The organism is Paenibacillus pabuli NBRC 13638 (assembly GCF_001514495.1).
Lineage (GTDB): Bacteria > Bacillota > Bacilli > Paenibacillales > Paenibacillaceae > Paenibacillus > Paenibacillus pabuli.
Genome location: NZ_BCNM01000018.1, coordinates 55960 through 75070, shown reverse-complemented (window position 1 = coordinate 75070; position 19111 = coordinate 55960). Strand labels below are relative to the sequence as shown.

The 19111-nt window shown below is 49.6% G+C and carries 17 protein-coding genes and 1 riboswitch; of the genes, 13 read left to right on the top strand and 4 right to left on the bottom strand.

From position 1 onward, the window contains the following. Positions 1 to 58: 58 nt before the first annotated feature. Both acpS and mutY read left to right on the top strand, forming a co-directional pair. On the top strand, positions 59 to 457 hold the full coding sequence (gene acpS, locus PPA03S_RS22630) for a holo-ACP synthase (RefSeq protein ID WP_062326244.1): 399 nt from the start codon (positions 59 to 61) through the stop codon (positions 455 to 457). 83 nt (positions 458 to 540) lie between these two features. Next, positions 541 to 1902 (top strand): A/G-specific adenine glycosylase, encoded by a 1362-nt coding sequence (gene mutY / locus PPA03S_RS22625; protein ID WP_062326243.1) that lies wholly within the window; start codon positions 541 to 543, stop codon positions 1900 to 1902. Positions 1903 to 2593: 691 nt separating this feature from the next. Here mutY and PPA03S_RS22620 read toward each other — a convergent pair. Next, positions 2594 to 3205 carry a superoxide dismutase gene (locus tag PPA03S_RS22620; RefSeq protein WP_024632995.1) on the bottom strand — a complete coding sequence of 204 codons (612 nt, stop codon included), beginning with the start codon at positions 3203 to 3205 and terminating at the stop codon, positions 2594 to 2596. Positions 3206 to 3741: 536 nt separating this feature from the next. Between PPA03S_RS22620 and PPA03S_RS22615 the strand changes: the two genes are divergently transcribed. The 9 genes from PPA03S_RS22615 to PPA03S_RS22575 all read left to right on the top strand — a co-directional run bounded on the left by PPA03S_RS22615 (position 3742) and on the right by PPA03S_RS22575 (position 11823). Then, a complete protein-coding gene (locus tag PPA03S_RS22615; RefSeq protein WP_024632996.1) occupies positions 3742 to 4167 on the top strand; it encodes a GNAT family N-acetyltransferase in 426 nt (141 codons plus the stop codon). 413 nt (positions 4168 to 4580) lie between these two features. Beyond that, the gene (lepB, locus tag PPA03S_RS22610; protein ID WP_062326322.1) at positions 4581 to 5126 is read left to right on the top strand and encodes a signal peptidase I; all 546 of its coding nucleotides are present in this window, start codon (positions 4581 to 4583) and stop codon (positions 5124 to 5126) included. A 173-nt stretch (positions 5127 to 5299) separates the two neighbouring features. Beyond that, positions 5300 to 7198 carry a tRNA epoxyqueuosine(34) reductase QueG gene (queG, locus tag PPA03S_RS22605; RefSeq protein WP_062326242.1) on the top strand — a complete coding sequence of 633 codons (1899 nt, stop codon included), beginning with the start codon at positions 5300 to 5302 and terminating at the stop codon, positions 7196 to 7198. Positions 7199 to 7213: 15 nt separating this feature from the next. Beyond that, positions 7214 to 8245 (top strand): HD domain-containing phosphohydrolase, encoded by a 1032-nt coding sequence (locus PPA03S_RS22600; RefSeq protein ID WP_062326241.1) that lies wholly within the window; start codon positions 7214 to 7216, stop codon positions 8243 to 8245. Between the two features lie 223 nt (positions 8246 to 8468). Further along, positions 8469 to 8732 carry a YneF family protein gene (locus tag PPA03S_RS22595; protein ID WP_062326240.1) on the top strand — a complete coding sequence of 88 codons (264 nt, stop codon included), beginning with the start codon at positions 8469 to 8471 and terminating at the stop codon, positions 8730 to 8732. Between the two features lie 79 nt (positions 8733 to 8811). Further along, positions 8812 to 9405 carry a GTP cyclohydrolase I FolE gene (folE, locus tag PPA03S_RS22590; protein ID WP_062326239.1) on the top strand — a complete coding sequence of 198 codons (594 nt, stop codon included), beginning with the start codon at positions 8812 to 8814 and terminating at the stop codon, positions 9403 to 9405. 217 nt (positions 9406 to 9622) lie between these two features. Beyond that, on the top strand, positions 9623 to 10477 hold the full coding sequence (locus tag PPA03S_RS22585; RefSeq protein WP_082704274.1) for a lipoate--protein ligase family protein: 855 nt from the start codon (positions 9623 to 9625) through the stop codon (positions 10475 to 10477). Positions 10478 to 10547: 70 nt separating this feature from the next. Continuing rightward, positions 10548 to 10772, top strand: a complete 225-nt coding sequence (locus tag PPA03S_RS22580) for a hypothetical protein (protein ID WP_062326238.1) — start codon at positions 10548 to 10550, stop codon at positions 10770 to 10772. A 214-nt stretch (positions 10773 to 10986) separates the two neighbouring features. After that, a complete protein-coding gene (locus PPA03S_RS22575; protein ID WP_062326237.1) occupies positions 10987 to 11823 on the top strand; it encodes an alpha/beta fold hydrolase in 837 nt (278 codons plus the stop codon). Between the two features lie 136 nt (positions 11824 to 11959). Here the strand turns inward: PPA03S_RS22575 and PPA03S_RS22570 are convergent, their stop codons facing one another. Together PPA03S_RS22570 and PPA03S_RS22565 are read right to left on the bottom strand one after the other, a co-directional pair. Then, on the bottom strand, positions 11960 to 13279 hold the full coding sequence (locus tag PPA03S_RS22570) for a Fe-Mn family superoxide dismutase (RefSeq protein WP_062326236.1): 1320 nt from the start codon (positions 13277 to 13279) through the stop codon (positions 11960 to 11962). Positions 13280 to 13482: 203 nt separating this feature from the next. Next, on the bottom strand, positions 13483 to 14511 hold the full coding sequence (locus tag PPA03S_RS22565; RefSeq protein WP_062326235.1) for an alpha/beta hydrolase: 1029 nt from the start codon (positions 14509 to 14511) through the stop codon (positions 13483 to 13485). Between the two features lie 356 nt (positions 14512 to 14867). Between PPA03S_RS22565 and PPA03S_RS22560 the strand changes: the two genes are divergently transcribed. Both PPA03S_RS22560 and thiC read left to right on the top strand, forming a co-directional pair. Then, the gene (locus PPA03S_RS22560) at positions 14868 to 15611 is read left to right on the top strand and encodes an IclR family transcriptional regulator (RefSeq protein ID WP_062326234.1); all 744 of its coding nucleotides are present in this window, start codon (positions 14868 to 14870) and stop codon (positions 15609 to 15611) included. A 119-nt stretch (positions 15612 to 15730) separates the two neighbouring features. Then, positions 15731 to 15844, top strand: a riboswitch (TPP riboswitch). 365 nt (positions 15845 to 16209) lie between these two features. Then, positions 16210 to 17994: a phosphomethylpyrimidine synthase ThiC gene (thiC, locus tag PPA03S_RS22555; RefSeq protein ID WP_062326320.1), complete on the top strand. Its 1785-nt coding sequence runs from the start codon at positions 16210 to 16212 to the stop codon at positions 17992 to 17994. A gap of 358 nt (positions 17995 to 18352) precedes the next feature. Here thiC and PPA03S_RS22550 read toward each other — a convergent pair whose 3' ends face one another. After that, positions 18353 to 19042: an aspartate/glutamate racemase family protein gene (locus tag PPA03S_RS22550; RefSeq protein ID WP_062326233.1), complete on the bottom strand. Its 690-nt coding sequence runs from the start codon at positions 19040 to 19042 to the stop codon at positions 18353 to 18355. Between the last annotated feature and the right edge of the window lie 69 nt (positions 19043 to 19111).

Sequence of the window (19111 nt, the reverse complement as noted above, 5' to 3'; positions counted from 1 at the left end):
ATAATATGACCGAATGGAGATCTTTTACAGTATAAAAGATTAAGCGGGTGAAGCGTTGATGATATATGGCATCGGTAATGATGTGCTGGAGATCGGACGCATGCGCAAGCTGCTGTCCGGTCGCCACGCGGAAGCGTTTATGAAGCGGGTTTTAACGCAGGCAGAGCGGGAAATGGCGGAACAAAGAGGAAAACGGTTGATAGAGTTTGTATCCGGGCGATTCGCAGCGAAGGAAGCAGTATCCAAGGCGTTTGGCTGCGGCATTGGGAGCTTGATAAGTTTTACTGACATTGAAGTGCTGCCTGATGAGAAGGGGCGTCCGGTCGCTACACTGTCCGCTCAGGCATGGGAACGACTTCAGTTGCCGCAAGGCAAGCAATATGACATTCATCTGAGTATTACGCATCAGACAGAATTGGCAGCGGCCTTTGCCATTGTGGAGCAGAAGGGCCATTAATTGGCTCGGGCTGAAGCAGCACCATGCGGGAGTGAATGAAAAGTGGGAAGAATGTTAACAAGGCAACAGGAGAGGACGGAAATATGGGTTTAATGGAACAGAAACAACATTTCAGCGTGAATTTGCTGGATTGGTATATGGTCAACCGACGGGATCTGCCGTGGCGTCGCCACAACAATCCGTATTTTACATGGGTATCGGAAATTATGCTTCAACAGACACGGGTAGATACGGTGATTCCGTATTTCAACCGTTTTATCGGAAACTTTCCGACAGTAAAGGCTTTGGCCGAAGCGCCGGAAGAAGAAGTTCTGAAAAATTGGGAGGGACTCGGATATTACTCTCGTGCCCGCAATCTTCAGGCAGCCGCGAGACAAGTGATGGAACTGCATGGCGGGGAGATACCGCAGGACAAGCAGGCGGTCTTTGCGTTAAAAGGCGTGGGCCCGTATACAGCCGGGGCCATTCTCAGCATTGCCTTTAACCAGCCGCAGCCTGCAGTGGATGGCAATGTGATGCGGGTGCTGTCCCGTTACTTCCTCATTGATGAGGACATTATGAAGGGCAGCACCCGGGTGTTGATGGAAGAGCTCGCAGGAGAGCTCATTCCGGAAGGGCGGGCGCGTGATTTCAATCAGGCGCTGATGGAGCTTGGCGCGCTGGTGTGCACACCAAAGGCGCCGCACTGCCTGACTTGCCCGGTGATGGAGCAATGTTCCGGCCGCATCGCCGGACGGGAGCTCACACTGCCGGTCAAGACCAAGGCGAAGCCGCCGCGCCCTGAGCAGCGGCTGGTCGCCATTGTGGAGGGCCGCGGTGCCCATCGCGGCCGTGTGCTTGTGCGGCAGCGCCCAGCGACGGGCCTGTTGGCCCGCATGTGGGAGCTGCCGCATGTGCTGGCGGCGCCCGCCGCAGCCGGCAAGGCGGCGGGGCCGCTGGCAGATGAGCCGGCCATGGCTTTGCTGGCCGGCAGTCTGTGGGCGGAAGGCTTCGCTGCCCGCCCGGAAGGGCTGGCTACCCATGCGGAGCATGTGTTCAGCCATATTGTCTGGGGCCTGCAGGTGTACAAGTGTACCGAGCAGGACCAGATTGGCGAGCTTCCGCTGATCGCCGCGGAAGCCAGAGCCGCCTACGACGCACAGGCGGCTGCCAAGGACAACTCCTCCTCAGCACCAGCTGCGTTGGAGGAGCCGGCAGCGAATCTTACGGAGCAGCTCAGTCCAGAGGCACTCCCACTTGCGAATTCACAGGATGATCCGAGTCTGCGAACTGAATCACCACAGGTGGATCATGCAAACACGCAGCTCATGCTGACAGGGAAGGGCGATGGCCTCACCTATTGCTGGATTGGACCGGAAGATATGGACAAGATGGCATTTCCGAACATCTTCCTGAAGCTGATCAGCAGTTATTTTGCAGGCTCATACGATCAACTGAGCGAATGAACTGAAATTAACCTGAATATTTACTTTAATAAAGAGCACAGAACCAGTCTGAAGGAGCAGAGCTTGTGCCTGGGCCTGTGTCTGTGTCTGTGCCTAAATGAAGTAGTCCCCTCACGAATACCAAAAAGACGGTTATTTGGAATGGATGTTCACCCAGCTTACAGCGCTAACGAATCCTACAGAACCTTATAACACAGATAACGATAGATATGAATATTTAACGAACCTGAGAGACGTTATCCAAGTGAAAAATGGGTGAATACAGTAAAGCAGCTCACTGTCTGGTCAAATAGCGTCTCTGTAGTTCGTTAGATTTCCAGTCTGTGGATTCGACGCCAATAGCGCTTCCTCGCTTCGTTAGATTGTTTAGCGTGTGAAGTGGTGTAAACCCATGCTTCAAGGGATATAGAGGTATAGAGGGTTAGAGGAATAGAGATATGAAGGTAAGTTGCGATGATGGCAAGTATATAGGGATGCAAGCAAGCATGTGTCTATCTATGTATGGCTGTTTTTGTGGCTATCTATGTGTGTATAATTGTGTGTTATGTATGTATGTATGTATGTATGTATCTACGAATGACTGTGTTTGTGTGCTATGTATGTGAGTATATTTGTATGTACCCCAAAATAACTAAAAAGAGCCTGATCCGGTCGTAATGACCGATCAGGCTCTTCTTTTATGCCGGCAGTCTTATTTCGCTGCAGCGTAACGTTTGTTTACTTCATCCCAGTTGATTACATTCCAGAAAGCACCGATGTAGTCAGGGCGTTTGTTTTGATATTTCAGGTAGTAAGCGTGCTCCCATACGTCCAGACCCAGAACCGGAGTCAGACCTTCGAAGAGCGGGCTATCTTGGTTAGGCGTGCTAGTGATGGACAATTTGCCATCTTTGCCTACTACGAGCCAAGCCCAGCCGGAACCAAAACGAGTTGTAGCTGCTTTGGCAAAATCCTCTTTGAATTTGTCAAAGCCACCCAGTTCACTATCGATGGCTGCTGCGATGTCGCCAGTAGGAGCGCCGCCGCCGTTAGGTCCGATGATTTCCCAGAACAGGCTGTGGTTTGCATGTCCGCCACCATTGTTACGAACCGCTGTGCGGATGCCTTCAGGTACGCTGTCCAGGTTAGCAATCAGATCTTCCAAGCTTTTTCCTTGCAGTTCAGGAGCGCTTTCCAGAGCTGCGTTCAAGTTAGTTACGTAAGTATTGTGATGGCGATCGTGGTGGATTTCCATCGTTTGTGCATCAATATGTGGTTCCAATGCATCGTTAGCGTAAGGAAGTGCTGGTAATTGAAAAGTCATTTTGAAATACCTCCTGAGATTTTTGATTTTTGGTTAAGGTTAGCATTTTGCATAATTCAATTTGAAGCGCTCTTGGGACAAGATGTAGACGAACAGAATCATTCAATCTATATTTTGCCAATGGGAGTCGCTCATTTGGATTTATGCAAATTGCTCAGGTACCTATGTAATAATACCCTTGTCACTAATATTAAACCGCATTCGGGCTAATTAAGCAACATTTTTGTTTATTAAGTCCCCCGAGACGTTGATCTAAACCTGGGCCAAAGATAACAAACATATTTTACCCATTATGAATATATTTATGTGATTTTCGGTAGAAAAATAGAGATAAAGTTTAATATTCGGATGTAAACGTTTACAATTAAGCGCTTTCAAAAGAAAATGCGTGTTTTATGGAGTAAAGTATGGTTTAATTGACGAAGAAGCGGTATTTTCTCGTTTTTTGTCATTATATGAACATTGGGTTTTTGGTAAAAAGGGGAGCCCCTTTTTGTAAAACCTCATCTAAGCTAACGAAAAGGGAGATTTAAGACATGCACGTTCGTTCCTTTCAGTTGAGTGATGCAAGCCAGATGACGGAGCTTCTCCAGGTTGCACTATCGGAAGAGTGTTATGAGAACACGATGGGCCCGTTTGCCCGTCAATTGTCATGGGATTCTGACCTGATCATGGTCGCAGAAGAAGAGGGAGACCTCGTCGGCGCTTTGATCGGTACGATTGATCACAACCAGGGATGCATCTACCGTATTGCGGTCCATCCAGACTATCGCCGCCGCGGAGTCGGCAAAAAACTTGTCGAGGCCATGGAACAACGGTTCCAGCAGCGTAAAGTCAGCCAAATATGGGTGGCAGGTGATGAGCACAACAAAGTAGCCATGCCTCTGTATGAAGCAATGGGTTATGGTGCCAATCAGATTATGAGTGCTTTCCAGAAACTTAGTATCTTGTCCAAAGCTTAGTTTGTATGGTTAAACAGAAATAAAAACAGATTTTGATTTCATATTAGGCGTATCTCTTCAGCGTGTAACTACGTGAGGGATACGCCTTTCTATTTTATGTGCGCTATCCCCGAATGATTCCCCTTTTTCGCATCTTCTGCCGTGTATTGGTGCTCATAACCAATTGTTTCACTCTTCCAAATGAAGTAGAATTAAAGGGAGTATGATCCATCGAATTGGATCATAACTGAACGTATATGCCCACTGAGCACGGACTTTCTGATTATGGATGAGTAACGTCTTAGGCGTGGACAATCTTGCTGAAAGTGTGGAAGTAGACGTTTTTTAATAAAATGGATAAACGAGGTGTCCCTTTGAATTCCAATAACTTTTCTACGGAGCATACGGCTCCAAAGGAACGAAACGGGTCTTCCATGCCTGATCAACCGGGGAAATCCTGGGCTGCAGAGCTGTGGGACTGGGTGAAAACGATTGTGATTGCTTTTGTAATCATGATGCTGCTCAATCTGTTTGTATTTAATCTCTCGATGGTCAAGGGGCAATCCATGCAGCCGACGCTGGTTGAACGGGACCGTTTATTTGTAAATAAAATTGTATATGACTTTGGGGCACCCTCCCGATCCGATGTCATCGTACTTCGTGATCCAAGCGAAGGTGTGGAGAAGAAGGATTTTCTGGTCAAACGGATTGTCGGACTTCCTGGAGATACGGTTGAAGTACGGGACCATCATTTGTACGTGAATGGCGAGCAGCAAGCGGAAACGTATACGGATACGAAGGTTCAGGACCCTGATTTTGGACCGGTTACGCTGGAAGCAGACCATTACTTCGTGATGGGGGATAACCGTCATGAAGGCAAGAGCAAGGATAGCCGTGTGTTTGGAAGTATTACCTCCAGTGAAATTGTAGGCCGGGCGGAGTTTATCTTTTGGCCGTTCTCGGAGATTAGAAAACTGTAAAATGTTGGAGGGACAACAACTTCACAACACATTTTGCGTAAATTATATAGACTCGGTTTCATATTCAAATACGTTATGCAAGATTTGCATATCGAAATCAGCGCCTGTCCTCCCTCGTGAGGCGGGCGTTCCCTGTTTACGGAATACGAGTTGGAAGAAACGAGGGAAGAGATATGACAAGCGTACAGACCGGGGCAGCACAGGCAGCCGCTGTATGGGAGAAGTTAAAACAGGAGATTAAAGCTGCTGCCCCAGGGCTGGGCATTGATGATATTGGATTTGCTTCGGCAGAACCGTTTGTAACATTAAAATCCATACTGGAACAGCATCGGGCTAAAGGTTATGAGTCCGGATTTGAGGAGTCTGATATTGAGAAAAGGGTACGTCCCGAACTGAAAGATGGCGAGCCTGCTTCGCTCATTGCGATTGCCGTGGCTTATCCGTCGAAGATGGTCAATCCACCGAAGTCGGAGCCGGGTGCATACCGCGGTATTCTGGCCCGTTCCGCCTGGGGTCAGGATTATCATCAGGTCCTGCGGGCAGCGATGGACAAGCTGGTAAATTTTATACGTGAGCGTGTACCTGAAGCCATGATCGAAAGCATGGTAGACACCGGGGCGTTGGTAGATCGTGCAGTTTCTCAGCGTGCGGGGATTGGATTCAGTGCCAAGAACTGTGCCATTATATCTCCAAAATTCGGTTCATGGATCTTTCTCGGTGAACTGGTTACCAATATTCCATTTCAGCCGGATACCCCGGTGACGGAGGATTGTGGCGAATGCACCAAGTGTATTGATGCCTGTCCGACAGGAGCCTTGGTGGGACCTGGACAGCTGAATGCGCAGCGCTGTATTTCATTTGTGACCCAGACCAAAGGGTTCGTGGATGAAGAGTTTATGCTGAAAATTGGTAACCGTCTGTACGGTTGTGATACTTGTCAGATCGTCTGTCCGAAGAATCGGGGTAAAAACTGGGACCACCATCCCGAGTTTCATCCCGATCCGGAGATTGTAAAACCTTTGCTGCTACCGCTGCTGGACATCGGTAACCGTGAATTCAAAGAGCGCTTCGGCCAAAGCTCCGCCGCTTGGCGGGGCAAGAAGCCTATCCAGCGCAACGCCGTAATTGCCCTGGGCAATTTCAAAGACAAAACCGCTGTACCGAAACTAACCGAGGTACTGAAACGTGATCCGCGTCCCGAGCTGCGGGGAACTGCAGCCTGGGCGCTGAGCAGAATTGGAGGAGAAGACGCAATGAGAGCGATTGGGGAAGCTGCCGCTAACGAACAAGATGGGAACGTGCTAAGCATGCTGCAGAAGGCCAAGGAACGACTGAGTGCGTCCAAGACCTTACCCGATAAGACTGAGGCAAAGCAAGTAAGCCATGTTAAGTCTGAGGAACAGAAGGAACACAACAACCAGAATAACCAGAATAACCCTTTGAATATGGAACAGCCGAATCAGAAAACGGAAGATGCACCCGTACAGGAAAGCGGGCAAACGACTAAGCCCACCAAACCGGAAGCTGCAGCATGGAAACCTTCGGCCGTAACGGGACTGCACGGTACGCCAGTGTATTACGATGAGGTACTGACACCAATTGGTACGCTTACGCTCTGTGCTACGGATAAAGGTCTGTGTCACATTGATTTTGGAGCTTTCCACGTGCGCGAAGCGCATCTGCAGCAATGGGCCCGTACCTGGATTGGCGAGTATCGATATGAGAGAAATGAAGAGAAGCTTGGTGAAGCTGCAAAGCAGGTACAAGCGTATTTTGCTGGAGAACGAAAAGTGTTTGATCTGAAGCTTGATTTGTTTGGAACGCCGTTTCAGCTACAAGTATGGCAAGTCCTGTCCGATATATCTTATGGAGAGGCCTCATCACACCAACAGGTTGCGGAGATCATCGGCAGACCCAAAGCAGTTCGTGCTGTTCTGGATGCGATTAGCAAAAATCCGATTCCGATCATTATTCCCTGTCACCGCATCAGCGGCAAGGACGGAACCCTGGTGGGTTATGTAGGCGGTCTGCAAACCAAAGAGCAATTGCTCACATTGGAGCAGCAATCGTAAGAGCGGGGGACGTTCATGAAGTATGTTAACGTGGAGAGCGTGGAAGCGGGGGAGCTTCTGGGCAAAACAGTATATTCCGGTAACGGTACGGTATTGCTGTCTGCCGGGGTCCAGCTCACCGTATTTATGGTTAATACGCTGAAGCGTATTGGCGTTACCATGCTATACATCCAGGATGAAGCGTATAAAGATGTGGATACAGAAGACATTCTGGATGAAGCCACGAAAAAGGCAGTAATTAATGAAATGAGTGTCACACTTGACTCTATCCGTTCAGGGAAGGATTGGAGCCCGAAAAAGGTTGCAATCAGCATAGACAAACTGCTGAACGATGTCCTGAATGGACGTGAACTGCTAGTTCAGCTCACCGATATTCGGACCAAGGATAACGCACAGTATGTTCATGCCATGAATGTATGCCTGCTGTCGTCTGTCATAGGCCTGAATCTGGGGCTGAATTATGTGCAGCTTAAGGATCTCGCTATTGGAGCCTTGCTGCATGATATCGGCAAAGTGGGCGAGTCATCCGGCAGCGGTTCGGCAGCAAACTCTTCCTTGCATCATACGTGGAGGGGATTTGAGCTGATCAAATCCAAACGGGAGTTCAATCTGCTCGTGGCACATACGTCTCTGCAGCATCATGAGCATGTGGATGGCACAGGGCTGCCAAGAGGCATTAAGGGAAAAGACATTCATCTGTTTGCCAAAATCGTCAGTGCAGCTAACACGTATGATAATCTGATTAACGGTTTGTCGGGTCGCAGCATGCTGCCACACGAAGCATGTGAAGAGATGATGGCCATGTCAGGCACGAGGCTGGACCGTGATATTCTGATTGAATTCAACCGAAGTGTGTCCGTTTACCCGAATGGAACAGCCGTTCGATTGTCTACCAAAGAGACCGGAGTTATTGTACGTCAGCATCGGGGGTTGCCCGGCAGGCCGGTCATTCGGGTTGCTCGTGGCAGTACACGTTATGATCTGGATGTGATAGAAGTGGATCTGGCTCAGCAAACAACCGTTTTCATAGAATCAGTGCTTGCGTAGCTGATTCGGATCTGCCTGAGTGGTTTTAAGCACCGTTTTCTGTACGTTTGCTGGGTGACAAATTCAGAAACCAACTGGAAAATCCGTTTGCTCAAGGCGTGCGGAAATGCTATGATAGCTTTCAGGAAATCCGGTTCGTGGCATATTTACATCTTGAGCGTTTAACATCATATGATGACACGGATCATAGGCTTTTTAGATTGCATACAGAGGTGTCTAAGAGATGGAAATAGCAATACCGATTATTACATTGATTGTTGGTCTGGTCGGAGGATTTTTCATCGGGGTATACTACTTGCGGAAACAACTTGAGAAAATGCAAAGTGATCCCGACATGCTCCAGAAGATGGCGAAGCAAATGGGTTATAACCTGAATGGCAAGCAAATGCAGCGCGCCCAGCAGATGATGAAGAACCAGCAGCCTGGCGCGAAGATGCCACAGCCTGGGCAACATCCTGCGCGTAAAAATTCGGGCCGCCGAAAATAATAGCTGTGAGTGAGCATTTTGCATAATGCTGAATTGAATGGCTGCTTACAGCATGTGGTTCGAAAGGAGGCGTTCGGTAGTGGCTGGCGTTAAAGATTATTTGAATTCAAAAGTATCCGACAATCGGGAGCAGATCGAGTATCACGTTGAGCAGATCCTGAAATTGATCGGTGAGGATAGTACGCGTGAGGGGCTGCTTGAAACACCTGCGCGTGTAACCCGGATGTATGAAGAGATTTTTGGCGGATATGAAGTTGACCCGCGCGATGTACTTGGTGTTACGTTTGATGAGAATCATGAAGAACTGGTCATTGTGAAGGATATCGTCTATTACAGTCAATGTGAACACCATATGGCGCCGTTCTTCGGCAAGGTGCACATTGGATATGTACCGAGTGGCAAGATTGTGGGATTGAGCAAAATGGCTCGTCTGGTTGAAGCGGTTACCCGCCGCCTGCAGGTTCAGGAGCGTATTACCTCACAGATTGCCGATATTCTAACTGAAGCGGTAGAGCCGAACGGTGTCATGGTCGTTGTGGAAGGCGAGCACTTGTGCATGTGTTCCCGCGGCGTGAAGAAGCCGGGCAGCAAGACGGTAACGTCGGCTGTACGTGGGTCTTTCCGTGACAACCCGGCACAGCGTGCCGAGTTCCTGTCGCTCGTGAAAGATTAAGATTGGCTTATTCCATTCGTGGACAAGCCAGAAGTATTGAATCCATTGGCAATGGCAGAATCGATGCTGCTGCCAATGGAAGATTCCATAAACAAGCCGTGTTCCTTGAGGAACCGGCTTATTTATATATTCCTTTTGCATGTACATCAGATGGTACATAAGGATCACGCGATTACTTCAATCTATCCAGATTAGTTTAGTCGGAGGCTATCATAATATGAGTGTACCGTCCAATTCAGATCAACCCGGATCACCGGGAGCAGAGCAACAAATGCAGCTTCATCATTCCTTGCGTCTACAGATTTGGGAGACTCCACTGCTGCGGCATGGGAGCAGCGTTCTTGATGCATTTGCCTGGGAGGAAATCATATGCCGTAGAGTGGGAGAGGGGCAGCTACCTGTTGCTCATATTTGGCGGCATCCAGATGCCTTTGTAGCGGGGCTGCGGGACCGAAGGCTGCCACATGCCGTAGAAGCCATGGAGCGCATTAGAGACAAGGGAACGGCGGTCTGTGTTCGTCCATCTGGTGGAGCGGCAGTTCCCCTGAATCCAGGGGTGGTCAATGTATCGTTGATTTTACCCAACCCGGGCCGAGCAATGAATATACATGATGATTTCCGGGAGATGGCATCGCTGATCGCAGAATCGCTCGCACCCTGGTCGAGTCAGGCACAGACGGGTGAAATCAAAGGTGCTTTCTGTCCTGGTGATTATGACGTCAGTGTGGGTGGACTAAAATTCTGTGGCATTGCCCAGCGCAGACAGGCCAAGGCTTATATCCTTACTGCTTTTATCATCGTGGAAGGACAAGGAGACCAACTGGCAGCAGACGTGCGTAAGTTCTATCAGGACGCAGCAGACGGTGCCAGTGAAGGATACCCTGATGTTCGGCCCGGAACGATGGCAAGTCTGCAGGAACTCGCAGGTGTCCCTTCTGCTGCGGCATATACCGCTTCGCTGGTGCGCACACTGCGTCAGCGGTATCCGCTAGCAGAGACAAACCGAGTGTTGACTGTGGATCAGGAGGCTGTAAGACTCACTGCCGAGCAGATGAAGCTGCGCTACGATTAGGTTCACAAGCTTGGACTTGGAATTGGGTAATAGAGATGATATGATGTGATTTCGGAAGGAGAGTGTCTACATGGAAACATTAAGATATACGTATTTATATGAGGTCATTTCCACAGGCGAAACATCTGAATTCAGCCAAATGGCAACAAGCAAGGAAGAAGCAGCCGCCCTAATCGTTGCACGTATCGCTGATCTTGAATTTACAGGTGAAGAAGATATCAAGCTGGGCGATCTGATCTCGATTAGCAAACAGGTTGGTGACAACTATGTGGCCTGTGAGGGCTGCGCCTCTTAATGGTGGTTGTACTCATAGAGTATCTCAGTACAAGCAAGTCTTCTTGAATCAAGAGGCTTGCTTTTTTGTAATCCAAATGAAAGAGATATCTTCCAATCATCATAACATTGAATGATTCTATTTGATTCTTGGGTACGATTGACAATAATAGATTGCATATGTAGCATTTGTATAGTAACAACCAAACAGTTTATAACTGATGGAGGGATTTTCCATGGCTAAAGTAAACGTAGGCGAAGAGAATGCACAACCGATTGAACTGTATTACGAAGATCATGGTGAGGGGAAACCCATTATCCTTATTCATGGCTGGCCATTGAGTGGACGATCCTGGGAGAAGCAAGTACCTGCCCTGATTGAAGCGGGCTACCGCGTCATCACGTATGACCGTCGTGGTTTTGGTCAGTCTTCCCAACTTTGGGATGGTTATGACTATGATACATTTGCTTCTGATTTACATAAATTGATTTTACACCTCGATTTGCGAGATGCCACACTGGTCGGTTTCTCCATGGGAGGCGGCGAAGTGGCTCGCTATGTCGGAACATATGGAACAGAACGGGTTTCCAAAGCTGTATTTGCTGGTGCTGTGCCTCCTTACCTGTATAAGTCCGAGGACAACCCACAGGGAGGATTGGATGATGCAACGATTGCAGAATTCCAAAATGGGGTTAAGGGAGATCGTATAGCCTTTTTGGATGGATTTACGAATAACTTTTTCGCAGCAGGAGATCGTACAGATCTGGTGAGCGAACCGTTCCGTCAATATAACCGGGATATCGCTGTTCTGGCATCACCAAAGGGCACTCTGGATTGCATCGCTGCCTTTGCTCTTACCGATTTCCGTCAGGACCTGGAGAAATTCGATATTCCGACGCTGGTTATTCATGGTGATTCCGATGCTGTTGTGCCGCTTGAAGTCAGTGGACAACGTACACATGAATCCATCCCTGGCAGTCGCCTTGTTGTTGTAGAGGGGGGACCGCATGGCTTTAATGCGACACATCCTGAAGCATTTAATGCAGCGCTGATCGAGTTTTTGCATGACTAAGCATTACTTAAATTACTTATAAACCCAAGTGAAACGCAAAAAAGCAGGACACCCTTTCTGAAGTAGGGTGTCCTGCTTTTTCAACTGTTAAAGAACTTCGACTGCCCAGGCAAGATAATTTCCGAATGTTCAATTCTTAGTAAGGCGGCCACAACAGCTTGCGTGCGGTCTCGTAACGTTCGGCCACTGCGGGCCAGTACACCACATTCCACCAGTCCTCAATATATTTTTTTCGTTCATTCTGGTGTTTCAGGTAATAGGCATGCTCCCATACATCAAGTGGTAAGAGTGGAACGATATCGGATTGGGACAAGTTCTGATGTTTCTCCGCCTGCAAAATCTCCAATCTGTGCGCCCGCGGGCTCCAGACCAGCATAGCCCAGCCACTGCCTTCCACTTTGTTGGCGGCTTCGGTGAATTGATTTTTGAACGCTTCATAGCTGCCGAAATCCCGCTTGATCTGCTCTGCGAGCATACCGGAAGGTTTGCCTCCCCCCTTGGGATTCATGACCGTCCAGAAAATCGTATGCAGGTAGTGGCCTGCCCCATTAAAGGCGAGTTCACGTTCCCAATGTTTGACGAGTTCGAAATTATTCTTTTTCCGCGATTCTGCCAACTTTTTCTCTGCAGTGTTCAGTCCGTCCACGTAAGATTGATGGTGCTTGTCATGATGAATGCGCATCGTCATCTCATCAATATGGGGCTCAAGGGCGTTATAAGCATAGGGCAGGGGAGGAAGTGTGTGTCCACCGATGGGAACGGGCTTCTCCTTGACTGGCGCTGCTGAAGAGGTAGATGAGCCCTCTGTAGTTGAAGGGCTAAACTGAACAGCCGCAGATGATTGTGCCTGCTCTGATGGAGGAGGGCTCCCTTTTCCGACTGTAGGAGAAGGGCCTTCCGCTGCTTCCCGATTGGCCTGCCCGGAATCGTAGGTCAGGTTTTCCTGTAAATAGGGTTCAGACAGGTGTCCCGAAGTTTGTAGAATCTGTTCCGGTGAAGAAGATGGGTCAGATGCCAAATCCCGCATAACTCCAGGCTGCTTCAGCGTATCGAGTACGCCCAGGAAGTACTCGGATTCACGGATGACATGCAGGATAACCAATTTGGCGAGCGGCACAGCCTGCACCGCAGTACTTTGCTCCAGCAGGACATACAACTGTCTAATGAACTCCCGCGATTGTGAGCAGGAGGCGGCGATCAGCTGTTCAATGCAGCGGATGATATAGGGGGCCGGAGGATGAGTTCCTGGCAGGAGCTGCTTCAGCAGTTGGTTGGCCGTTCGCTCACTATTCGCAAAGGTGGCCTCCCATTCCTCAAGCAACTTGACATAAGAGGGCTCAAGCTCAGGAACCAGTGCAGAAATAACCCGTGTATGCTCCTTCTCTTGCTCTTTCCAGAAACGGATCTCTTCAAGGATCCGCAGAGGCAGCAGATGCCCATATCCATACCAATTCATATACGGTGAACCTCCATTCAAATGAATTCATTATTCAGACCCAACAACAGAGATAAAATCGGATCGCCCGGTTCGCTCCATTTTAATGTACAAGCTAGAGCTGTCTTTAATTACGTCCCCAGAGTATATTCTCCCGGCATGTTGTCCTATGTGTACATAAAAAAAAGAGCCCCTAAGGGCTCTGCTCTTGAATTACCGAATCATCACGATTCTCCGCTATTGGTATTATCCACATCATCGCTGCTCGTCTTGGTCACATGACTCAGGAATGTAGAGACACGGCGCAGATATTCCTTCGGATGCTCCCGGAAGATCAGCTCATGATGGGCATCGTCCACAATCCATTCTTCGGAATACGGATTGGTCTGGTTTGCAGCGAGCAGCTCCGCAATGGGGTAAGGGGCTTTCTCATCTTCGGTACCATGGATGAAGAAAATCGGGAAAGGATAATCTTCTTTTTTCACTTCCTGATACGGAATTTGCTGCAATCCGGTTCCATTCAGAATCGGGAACAGCAGGTTCATAATCTCCAGCGTAGGCTGACGCGGTAGATCAATCTGATTATGGATGTTGTGGTACAGCGTATCCGGCTCAAGCAGGAACGTGCTGTCCAGAATCATCGCATCCACGTCTTTGGTAATAAGTCCAGTCTGGAGGGCTGTACCTGCACCCATGGAAAAACCCCATACAACAAGCTCCTGCGCTCCGCGCTGCTTCGCAAATTGAATTGCACCAAGCAGCTGCTGGGACTCGGCTTTACCGCCAGTGGCGACGGCTTTGTTCACCTGAGAGGCGAAGCCATAATCGAACATCACCACATTGAAGCCAAGCTGGTGAGCATAATGGGCCAGGTCATACATCGGAACCCAGGTTTCCTCACGATTCGCACCATACCCATGGCTGAATATGATGGTTTTGTTTGCATTATCGTCGGCTGGAATATACCAGCCCTGCATCGTTCGACTGCCGTCAGCTGCCGGGAACGTAATGTCTTGATACTTCATGTTCTTGGCCTGCATGGGATTGGAGAAGACAGGCGCTACAGTTGGATTGGATAACACCCAGGCAATATACCCGTGTAGTGCAATGAAACAAAAGAGCAGAAAAAATACAACGGAGAGCAATAACGCCACGACAATATGTTTGAACCGGATCAGCCTCGGTGACAACGAAGAGGGCAGATCGGATACTTTCGTTTGCAGCGGGGCTTCGCTCTGGGATGTCTGATACATGATTGCCCCTCCTTTAAAATCAAATGAAGATAACAACGAGACGAACAGAGCGGATAAATGATTTTTCTGACTACTGATGAAGCAAAATCTTAATTTAATATACCTTTATCGTATGTTCCAATATAGTCAAAGTCAATTGATTGGAGGCATTTGTTACGCAATTGTTATATAGTTCTGAAGATATATGGTTAACATTTCCTAAGGGTGCAAATTGCAGGGGATTTATATTTATAAAAAAAAAATATTTACACTTCTCCCTCTTCCATATTGGCGCTTTTGGTTTACAGATGAGACCGTTTCTCATATAATTTATGTAACCAAGTTTCATGTGATGAAACATGAGGAGGATAACATCCATGGAAGACCGCAAGTTAACCGTCCGGGCTGTAGAACGGGCGCTGGATATATTATTGTGTTTTACAACCCGGAGTGATCTGGGACTCACGGAAATTGCCAGCCAGATCGGTCTGCACAAAAGTACAGTCCACCGTCTGATGGCAACTTTGGAGGAAAGGGGATTTGTCATCCGTGATGCAGCCACCGAGAAGTATCGACTCGGCATACGTATCTGGGAGCTCTCTGCCCATATGTCTCGCAGCGATGATCCAGCCATTCTGCTCCTGCCTGCAATGGAGCGGCTAAGAGATCGACTGGGCGAAACCGTGAGTTTATATTTGCGTGATGGCAGTGAGCGGATTCGGATTCAAGCTGTGCAGAGTGATCAGGCGATTCGTCGTGTTGCTCCGGTAGGAGTGAGGCTCCCGCTATCCGTGGGAGCATCCAGCAAAGTGTTGATGGCTTTTGCGACCGAGGAGGACCGCGAAGACCTGATGAACGGGCCGGAATGGCCTGTATTTATCGATCCCCAAGTGTACCTCGCACAGATGGCTGACATTCGCGAGACTGGATATGCAACAAGTTATGAGGAACGCGAGCCGGGAGCAGCAGCTGTTTCTGTCCCTATTATGGATCGCAGAGGTAATATCGCTGCCGCCTTGTCGGTGTCTGGTCCAGTAAGTCGTTTGTCCCAGGAGACATTGCACGAATACGCACCTGTGTTGAAGGAAGCTGCCACCCAGATGGGGCTTATGCTGTCCTGATTTTAGATTTCTGGAATATAAAGGTTGTCTTTTTTATTTCGTTACGCTACTCTGTAATGGACGGCCTTACAGGCCAGCATAACTGAATATGAATCTGCAGTGTATATGCTGCAACTTGTTAACGTTACTGGGGGAGTCCGAATTGTCCGGACTGAGACGGAATCGCATGAGATTCCGGACCCTTTGCACCTGATCTGGATCATACCAGCGTAGGGAAGTAATCGGCGATACGACCACGAACACCACATGATGTGACCTATGAATGGACTCCGCTAAGGAGTCTCTGTATGGTGCATTATTGGTGATGGACATAAGCCGGTTCCCTTGGGAACCGGCTTTTTTATATACCGTATACAGGCGAACGGACGACACCAGAGCTGCTTTTTGGACCATGTGCTGAGAGCGGCTCGCGAGCGTTGGGAGGAAGTGCTTTTGCCCCGCTGTCTGTATAACTTGGAATGGGATGTCCTTATCTTCTGACGTTCGGCCGCTTTCCTTTTCTATGTTGTGGATGATCCGGGAACTGTGCGCAAGCATATCCAATCGGGCAACCACCAATGAGGAGGAGACAAGAGCGATGAGTACAGAGAACAGAACGATGGGACAAGACGAGCAGGACCAGGTATTGGAAAAGAGTGCAGGTGCAGCCGGACGGGTTCAGCCCTTCCCGGGCAGCCGCAAAGTGTACATTCAGGGCTCACGACCGGACATTGCTGTACCGGAGCGTGAAATTGCCCTTCATGACACGAATACTCCCCAAGGGGTGGAGCATAACGAGCCGCTGCGTGTCTACGATACGAGCGGACCGATGACTGATCCCGGATTTCATGCTGATATCCGGGCAGGATTGCCCGCGCTCCGTACCCGCTGGATTACGGAGCGTCAAGATGTTGAAGCCTACGAGGGACGAACGGTAAAACCGGAGGATAACGGACTGAAACCGGGCGGGAAGCGAGCGGGAGCCGAAGAATACCCTGGCTTACGCGGTAAACCACTGCGAGGGCAGGCTGGGCGCAGCGTGACCCAGATGCATTATGCAAGGCAGGGAATTATCACGCCGGAGATGGAGTTCGCCGCCATTCGTGAAGGGGTGGAGCCGGAGTTTGTGCGGCAGGAGCTGGCGAGTGGCAGGGCGATCCTGCCGTCGAACATCAATCACCCGGAGAGTGAGCCGATGCTGATCGGACGTCATTTTCACGTAAAGATCAACGCGAACATCGGAAATTCTGCCGTATCTTCCTCCATCGAGGAAGAGGTGGAGAAGATGACCTGGGCCGTACGCTGGGGCTCGGATACGGTGATGGACCTGTCCACAGGCAAAGACATTCATACCACCCGGGAATGGATCATCCGTAATTCACCTGTGCCGATTGGCACGGTGCCGCTCTATCAGGCGCTGGAGAAGGTCAATGGCGAAGCCGAAGCACTGACCTGGGAATTGTATCGAGACACGCTTATCGAGCAGGCAGAGCAGGGCGTGGATTACTTCACGATCCATGCAGGCGTGCTGCTGCGATATATTCCCATGACCGCCAAGCGGATGACCGGTATCGTGTCACGGGGCGGGTCGATTATGGCGGCATGGTGTCTTGCACATCATCAGGAGAATTTTTTGTATACCCATTTTGAAGATATCTGCGAGATTATGAAAAGGTATGACGTGGCGTTCTCTCTCGGAGACGGACTGCGCCCAGGCAGCATCTACGATGCCAATGATGAGGCGCAGATGGCGGAACTGGCTACGCTTGGGGAACTTACGCAAATTGCCTGGAAGCATGATGTGCAGGTGATGATTGAAGGTCCGGGACATGTGCCGATGCACAAGATTAAGGAGAATGTCGAGCTGCAAATGGAGATCTGTAAAGAGGCGCCGTTCTATACGCTGGGACCGCTGACAACCGATATTGCGCCAGGATACGATCACATTACCTCAGCCATTGGGGCAGCGATGATCGGATGGTTCGGTACGTCCATGCTCTGTTATGTTACGCCAAAAGAACATCTGGGCCTGCCCAACAAGGATGATGTGCGCGAAGGCGTCATCGCCTACAAGATTGCGGCTCATGCCGCCGATCTGGCGAAGGGGCACCCGCGTGCACAGCGACGGGATGATGCGCTGTCCAAGGCACGGTTCGAGTTCCGCTGGCGGGACCAGTTTAACCTGTCGCTGGACCCGGAACGTGCGCTGTCCTACCATGATGAGACGCTGCCCGCTGAAGGCGCCAAGGAAGCCCACTTCTGCTCCATGTGCGGTCCGAAGTTCTGTAGTATGCGGATTACGCAGGATATACGTGCTTTTGCCGCGGACAAAGGAATGTCCGAGAATGAGGCCGTAGCCGTGGGTATGCAGGAAAAGGCTGAGGAATACCGGACTCGCTCTTAGGCCTCGTTCAGCGCAATCTGGGCGGCCTGACATAATGAAAGCCGCTCCTCTCCGTGATCGCGGAGAAGAGCGGCTTTAACTCGGTATGTGGTGCGCAGGAGAAGGAGTACGACGGAACATATTCTATCGGTTATAAGTTGAGTGTCTAACAGATGTTTAATAAAATTAAAAATAAGCTAAAAACAAATAAGAGTAGCCAGGCTAGTGGCTACTCCTGCACAGCATTTGCGGTGGGTATTCCTCCAAGTGCAGCATAGTTCAGACGAAGTGACCCGTCAGGCCTGTCAACCTGTGGCGGGTCACTTCTTTTTACGATCGATCTATGTCAGGAGCGTAATAATCAACATTGCGAACACGATTACCGCTGCACTATATTCAACTTCTTCTCCAAATAAGCCGCTAGCGAAGCCAAGGGGCTATGGATCGCCATGCCTGTGTCTGCTGTGACGCGTGCTGCTGCGGGAGCCATGGACAGTTGAGCGGCGACTACCGTGCTATCCGGGTACTGCTCAGCAAGTTGTTGTAACCCGGCGCTCACGGCTGCAAGATAGCCTTCCTTATCGCCTCGCATAATTAACTCGAATGTGCCCGGGATCAATACCGCTTCAGTCTCTACCGCTTCGATCTCGTTTCGCTGCCCATCTTTACGTTCTTGCTGTAAAGCCTGATTCACCCGCGCCATCGTTCCTTCAATCGTTGCGGGGTTGGTAAACGCTAGGATGTACTCGCCAGGATTCCGCTGCATTTCCTGAAGTAAGGGATCGTCAATGCCAACCACAGGGATGGGCACATGCTGCGCCTCCTGCCCTAGCACGGCTGCAAACAGGGTACAGGTGACGAGGATGGCATCTGCATGACAATGTGCGATCCATTGCAGCGTTTGTGAGACTTTCTCATGCGTAACTGCCTCGTTGAAATCGGCATCATGTTTGAGGCGATCCAGACCCGGATCAACATAATGTACAAGTTCAACCTCATAGGAAGCGAGTGCTTCTTCAATCAGTACAATATTGGAATAGTGAGCGTGAAAACAGCCAATGGTTATCATCGAATTTCCCCCTGAAATGGATTAAGTCTCAATAAGTGCCGCAGATATTTAACCCATTATAGGGGTGTG

Excerpts from the sequence above, each read along its gene's own strand:
- acpS (WP_062326244.1), top strand. The coding sequence starts at position 59 with ATGATATATGGCATCGGTAATGATGTGCTGGAGATCGGACGCATGCGC.
- mutY (WP_062326243.1), top strand. The coding sequence starts at position 541 with ATGGGTTTAATGGAACAGAAACAACATTTCAGCGTGAATTTGCTGGAT.
- PPA03S_RS22620 (WP_024632995.1), bottom strand. The coding sequence starts at position 3,205 with ATGACTTTTCAATTACCAGCACTTCCTTACGCTAACGATGCATTGGAA.
- PPA03S_RS22615 (WP_024632996.1), top strand. The coding sequence starts at position 3,742 with ATGCACGTTCGTTCCTTTCAGTTGAGTGATGCAAGCCAGATGACGGAG.
- lepB (WP_062326322.1), top strand. The coding sequence starts at position 4,581 with ATGCCTGATCAACCGGGGAAATCCTGGGCTGCAGAGCTGTGGGACTGG.
- queG (WP_062326242.1), top strand. The coding sequence starts at position 5,300 with ATGACAAGCGTACAGACCGGGGCAGCACAGGCAGCCGCTGTATGGGAG.
- PPA03S_RS22600 (WP_062326241.1), top strand. The coding sequence starts at position 7,214 with ATGAAGTATGTTAACGTGGAGAGCGTGGAAGCGGGGGAGCTTCTGGGC.
- PPA03S_RS22595 (WP_062326240.1), top strand. The coding sequence starts at position 8,469 with ATGGAAATAGCAATACCGATTATTACATTGATTGTTGGTCTGGTCGGA.
- PPA03S_RS22585 (WP_082704274.1), top strand. The coding sequence starts at position 9,623 with ATGAGTGTACCGTCCAATTCAGATCAACCCGGATCACCGGGAGCAGAG.
- PPA03S_RS22580 (WP_062326238.1), top strand. The coding sequence starts at position 10,548 with ATGGAAACATTAAGATATACGTATTTATATGAGGTCATTTCCACAGGC.
- PPA03S_RS22575 (WP_062326237.1), top strand. The coding sequence starts at position 10,987 with ATGGCTAAAGTAAACGTAGGCGAAGAGAATGCACAACCGATTGAACTG.
- PPA03S_RS22570 (WP_062326236.1), bottom strand. The coding sequence starts at position 13,279 with ATGAATTGGTATGGATATGGGCATCTGCTGCCTCTGCGGATCCTTGAA.
- PPA03S_RS22565 (WP_062326235.1), bottom strand. The coding sequence starts at position 14,511 with ATGTATCAGACATCCCAGAGCGAAGCCCCGCTGCAAACGAAAGTATCC.
- PPA03S_RS22560 (WP_062326234.1), top strand. The coding sequence starts at position 14,868 with ATGGAAGACCGCAAGTTAACCGTCCGGGCTGTAGAACGGGCGCTGGAT.
- thiC (WP_062326320.1), top strand. The coding sequence starts at position 16,210 with ATGGGACAAGACGAGCAGGACCAGGTATTGGAAAAGAGTGCAGGTGCA.
- PPA03S_RS22550 (WP_062326233.1), bottom strand. The coding sequence starts at position 19,042 with ATGATAACCATTGGCTGTTTTCACGCTCACTATTCCAATATTGTACTG.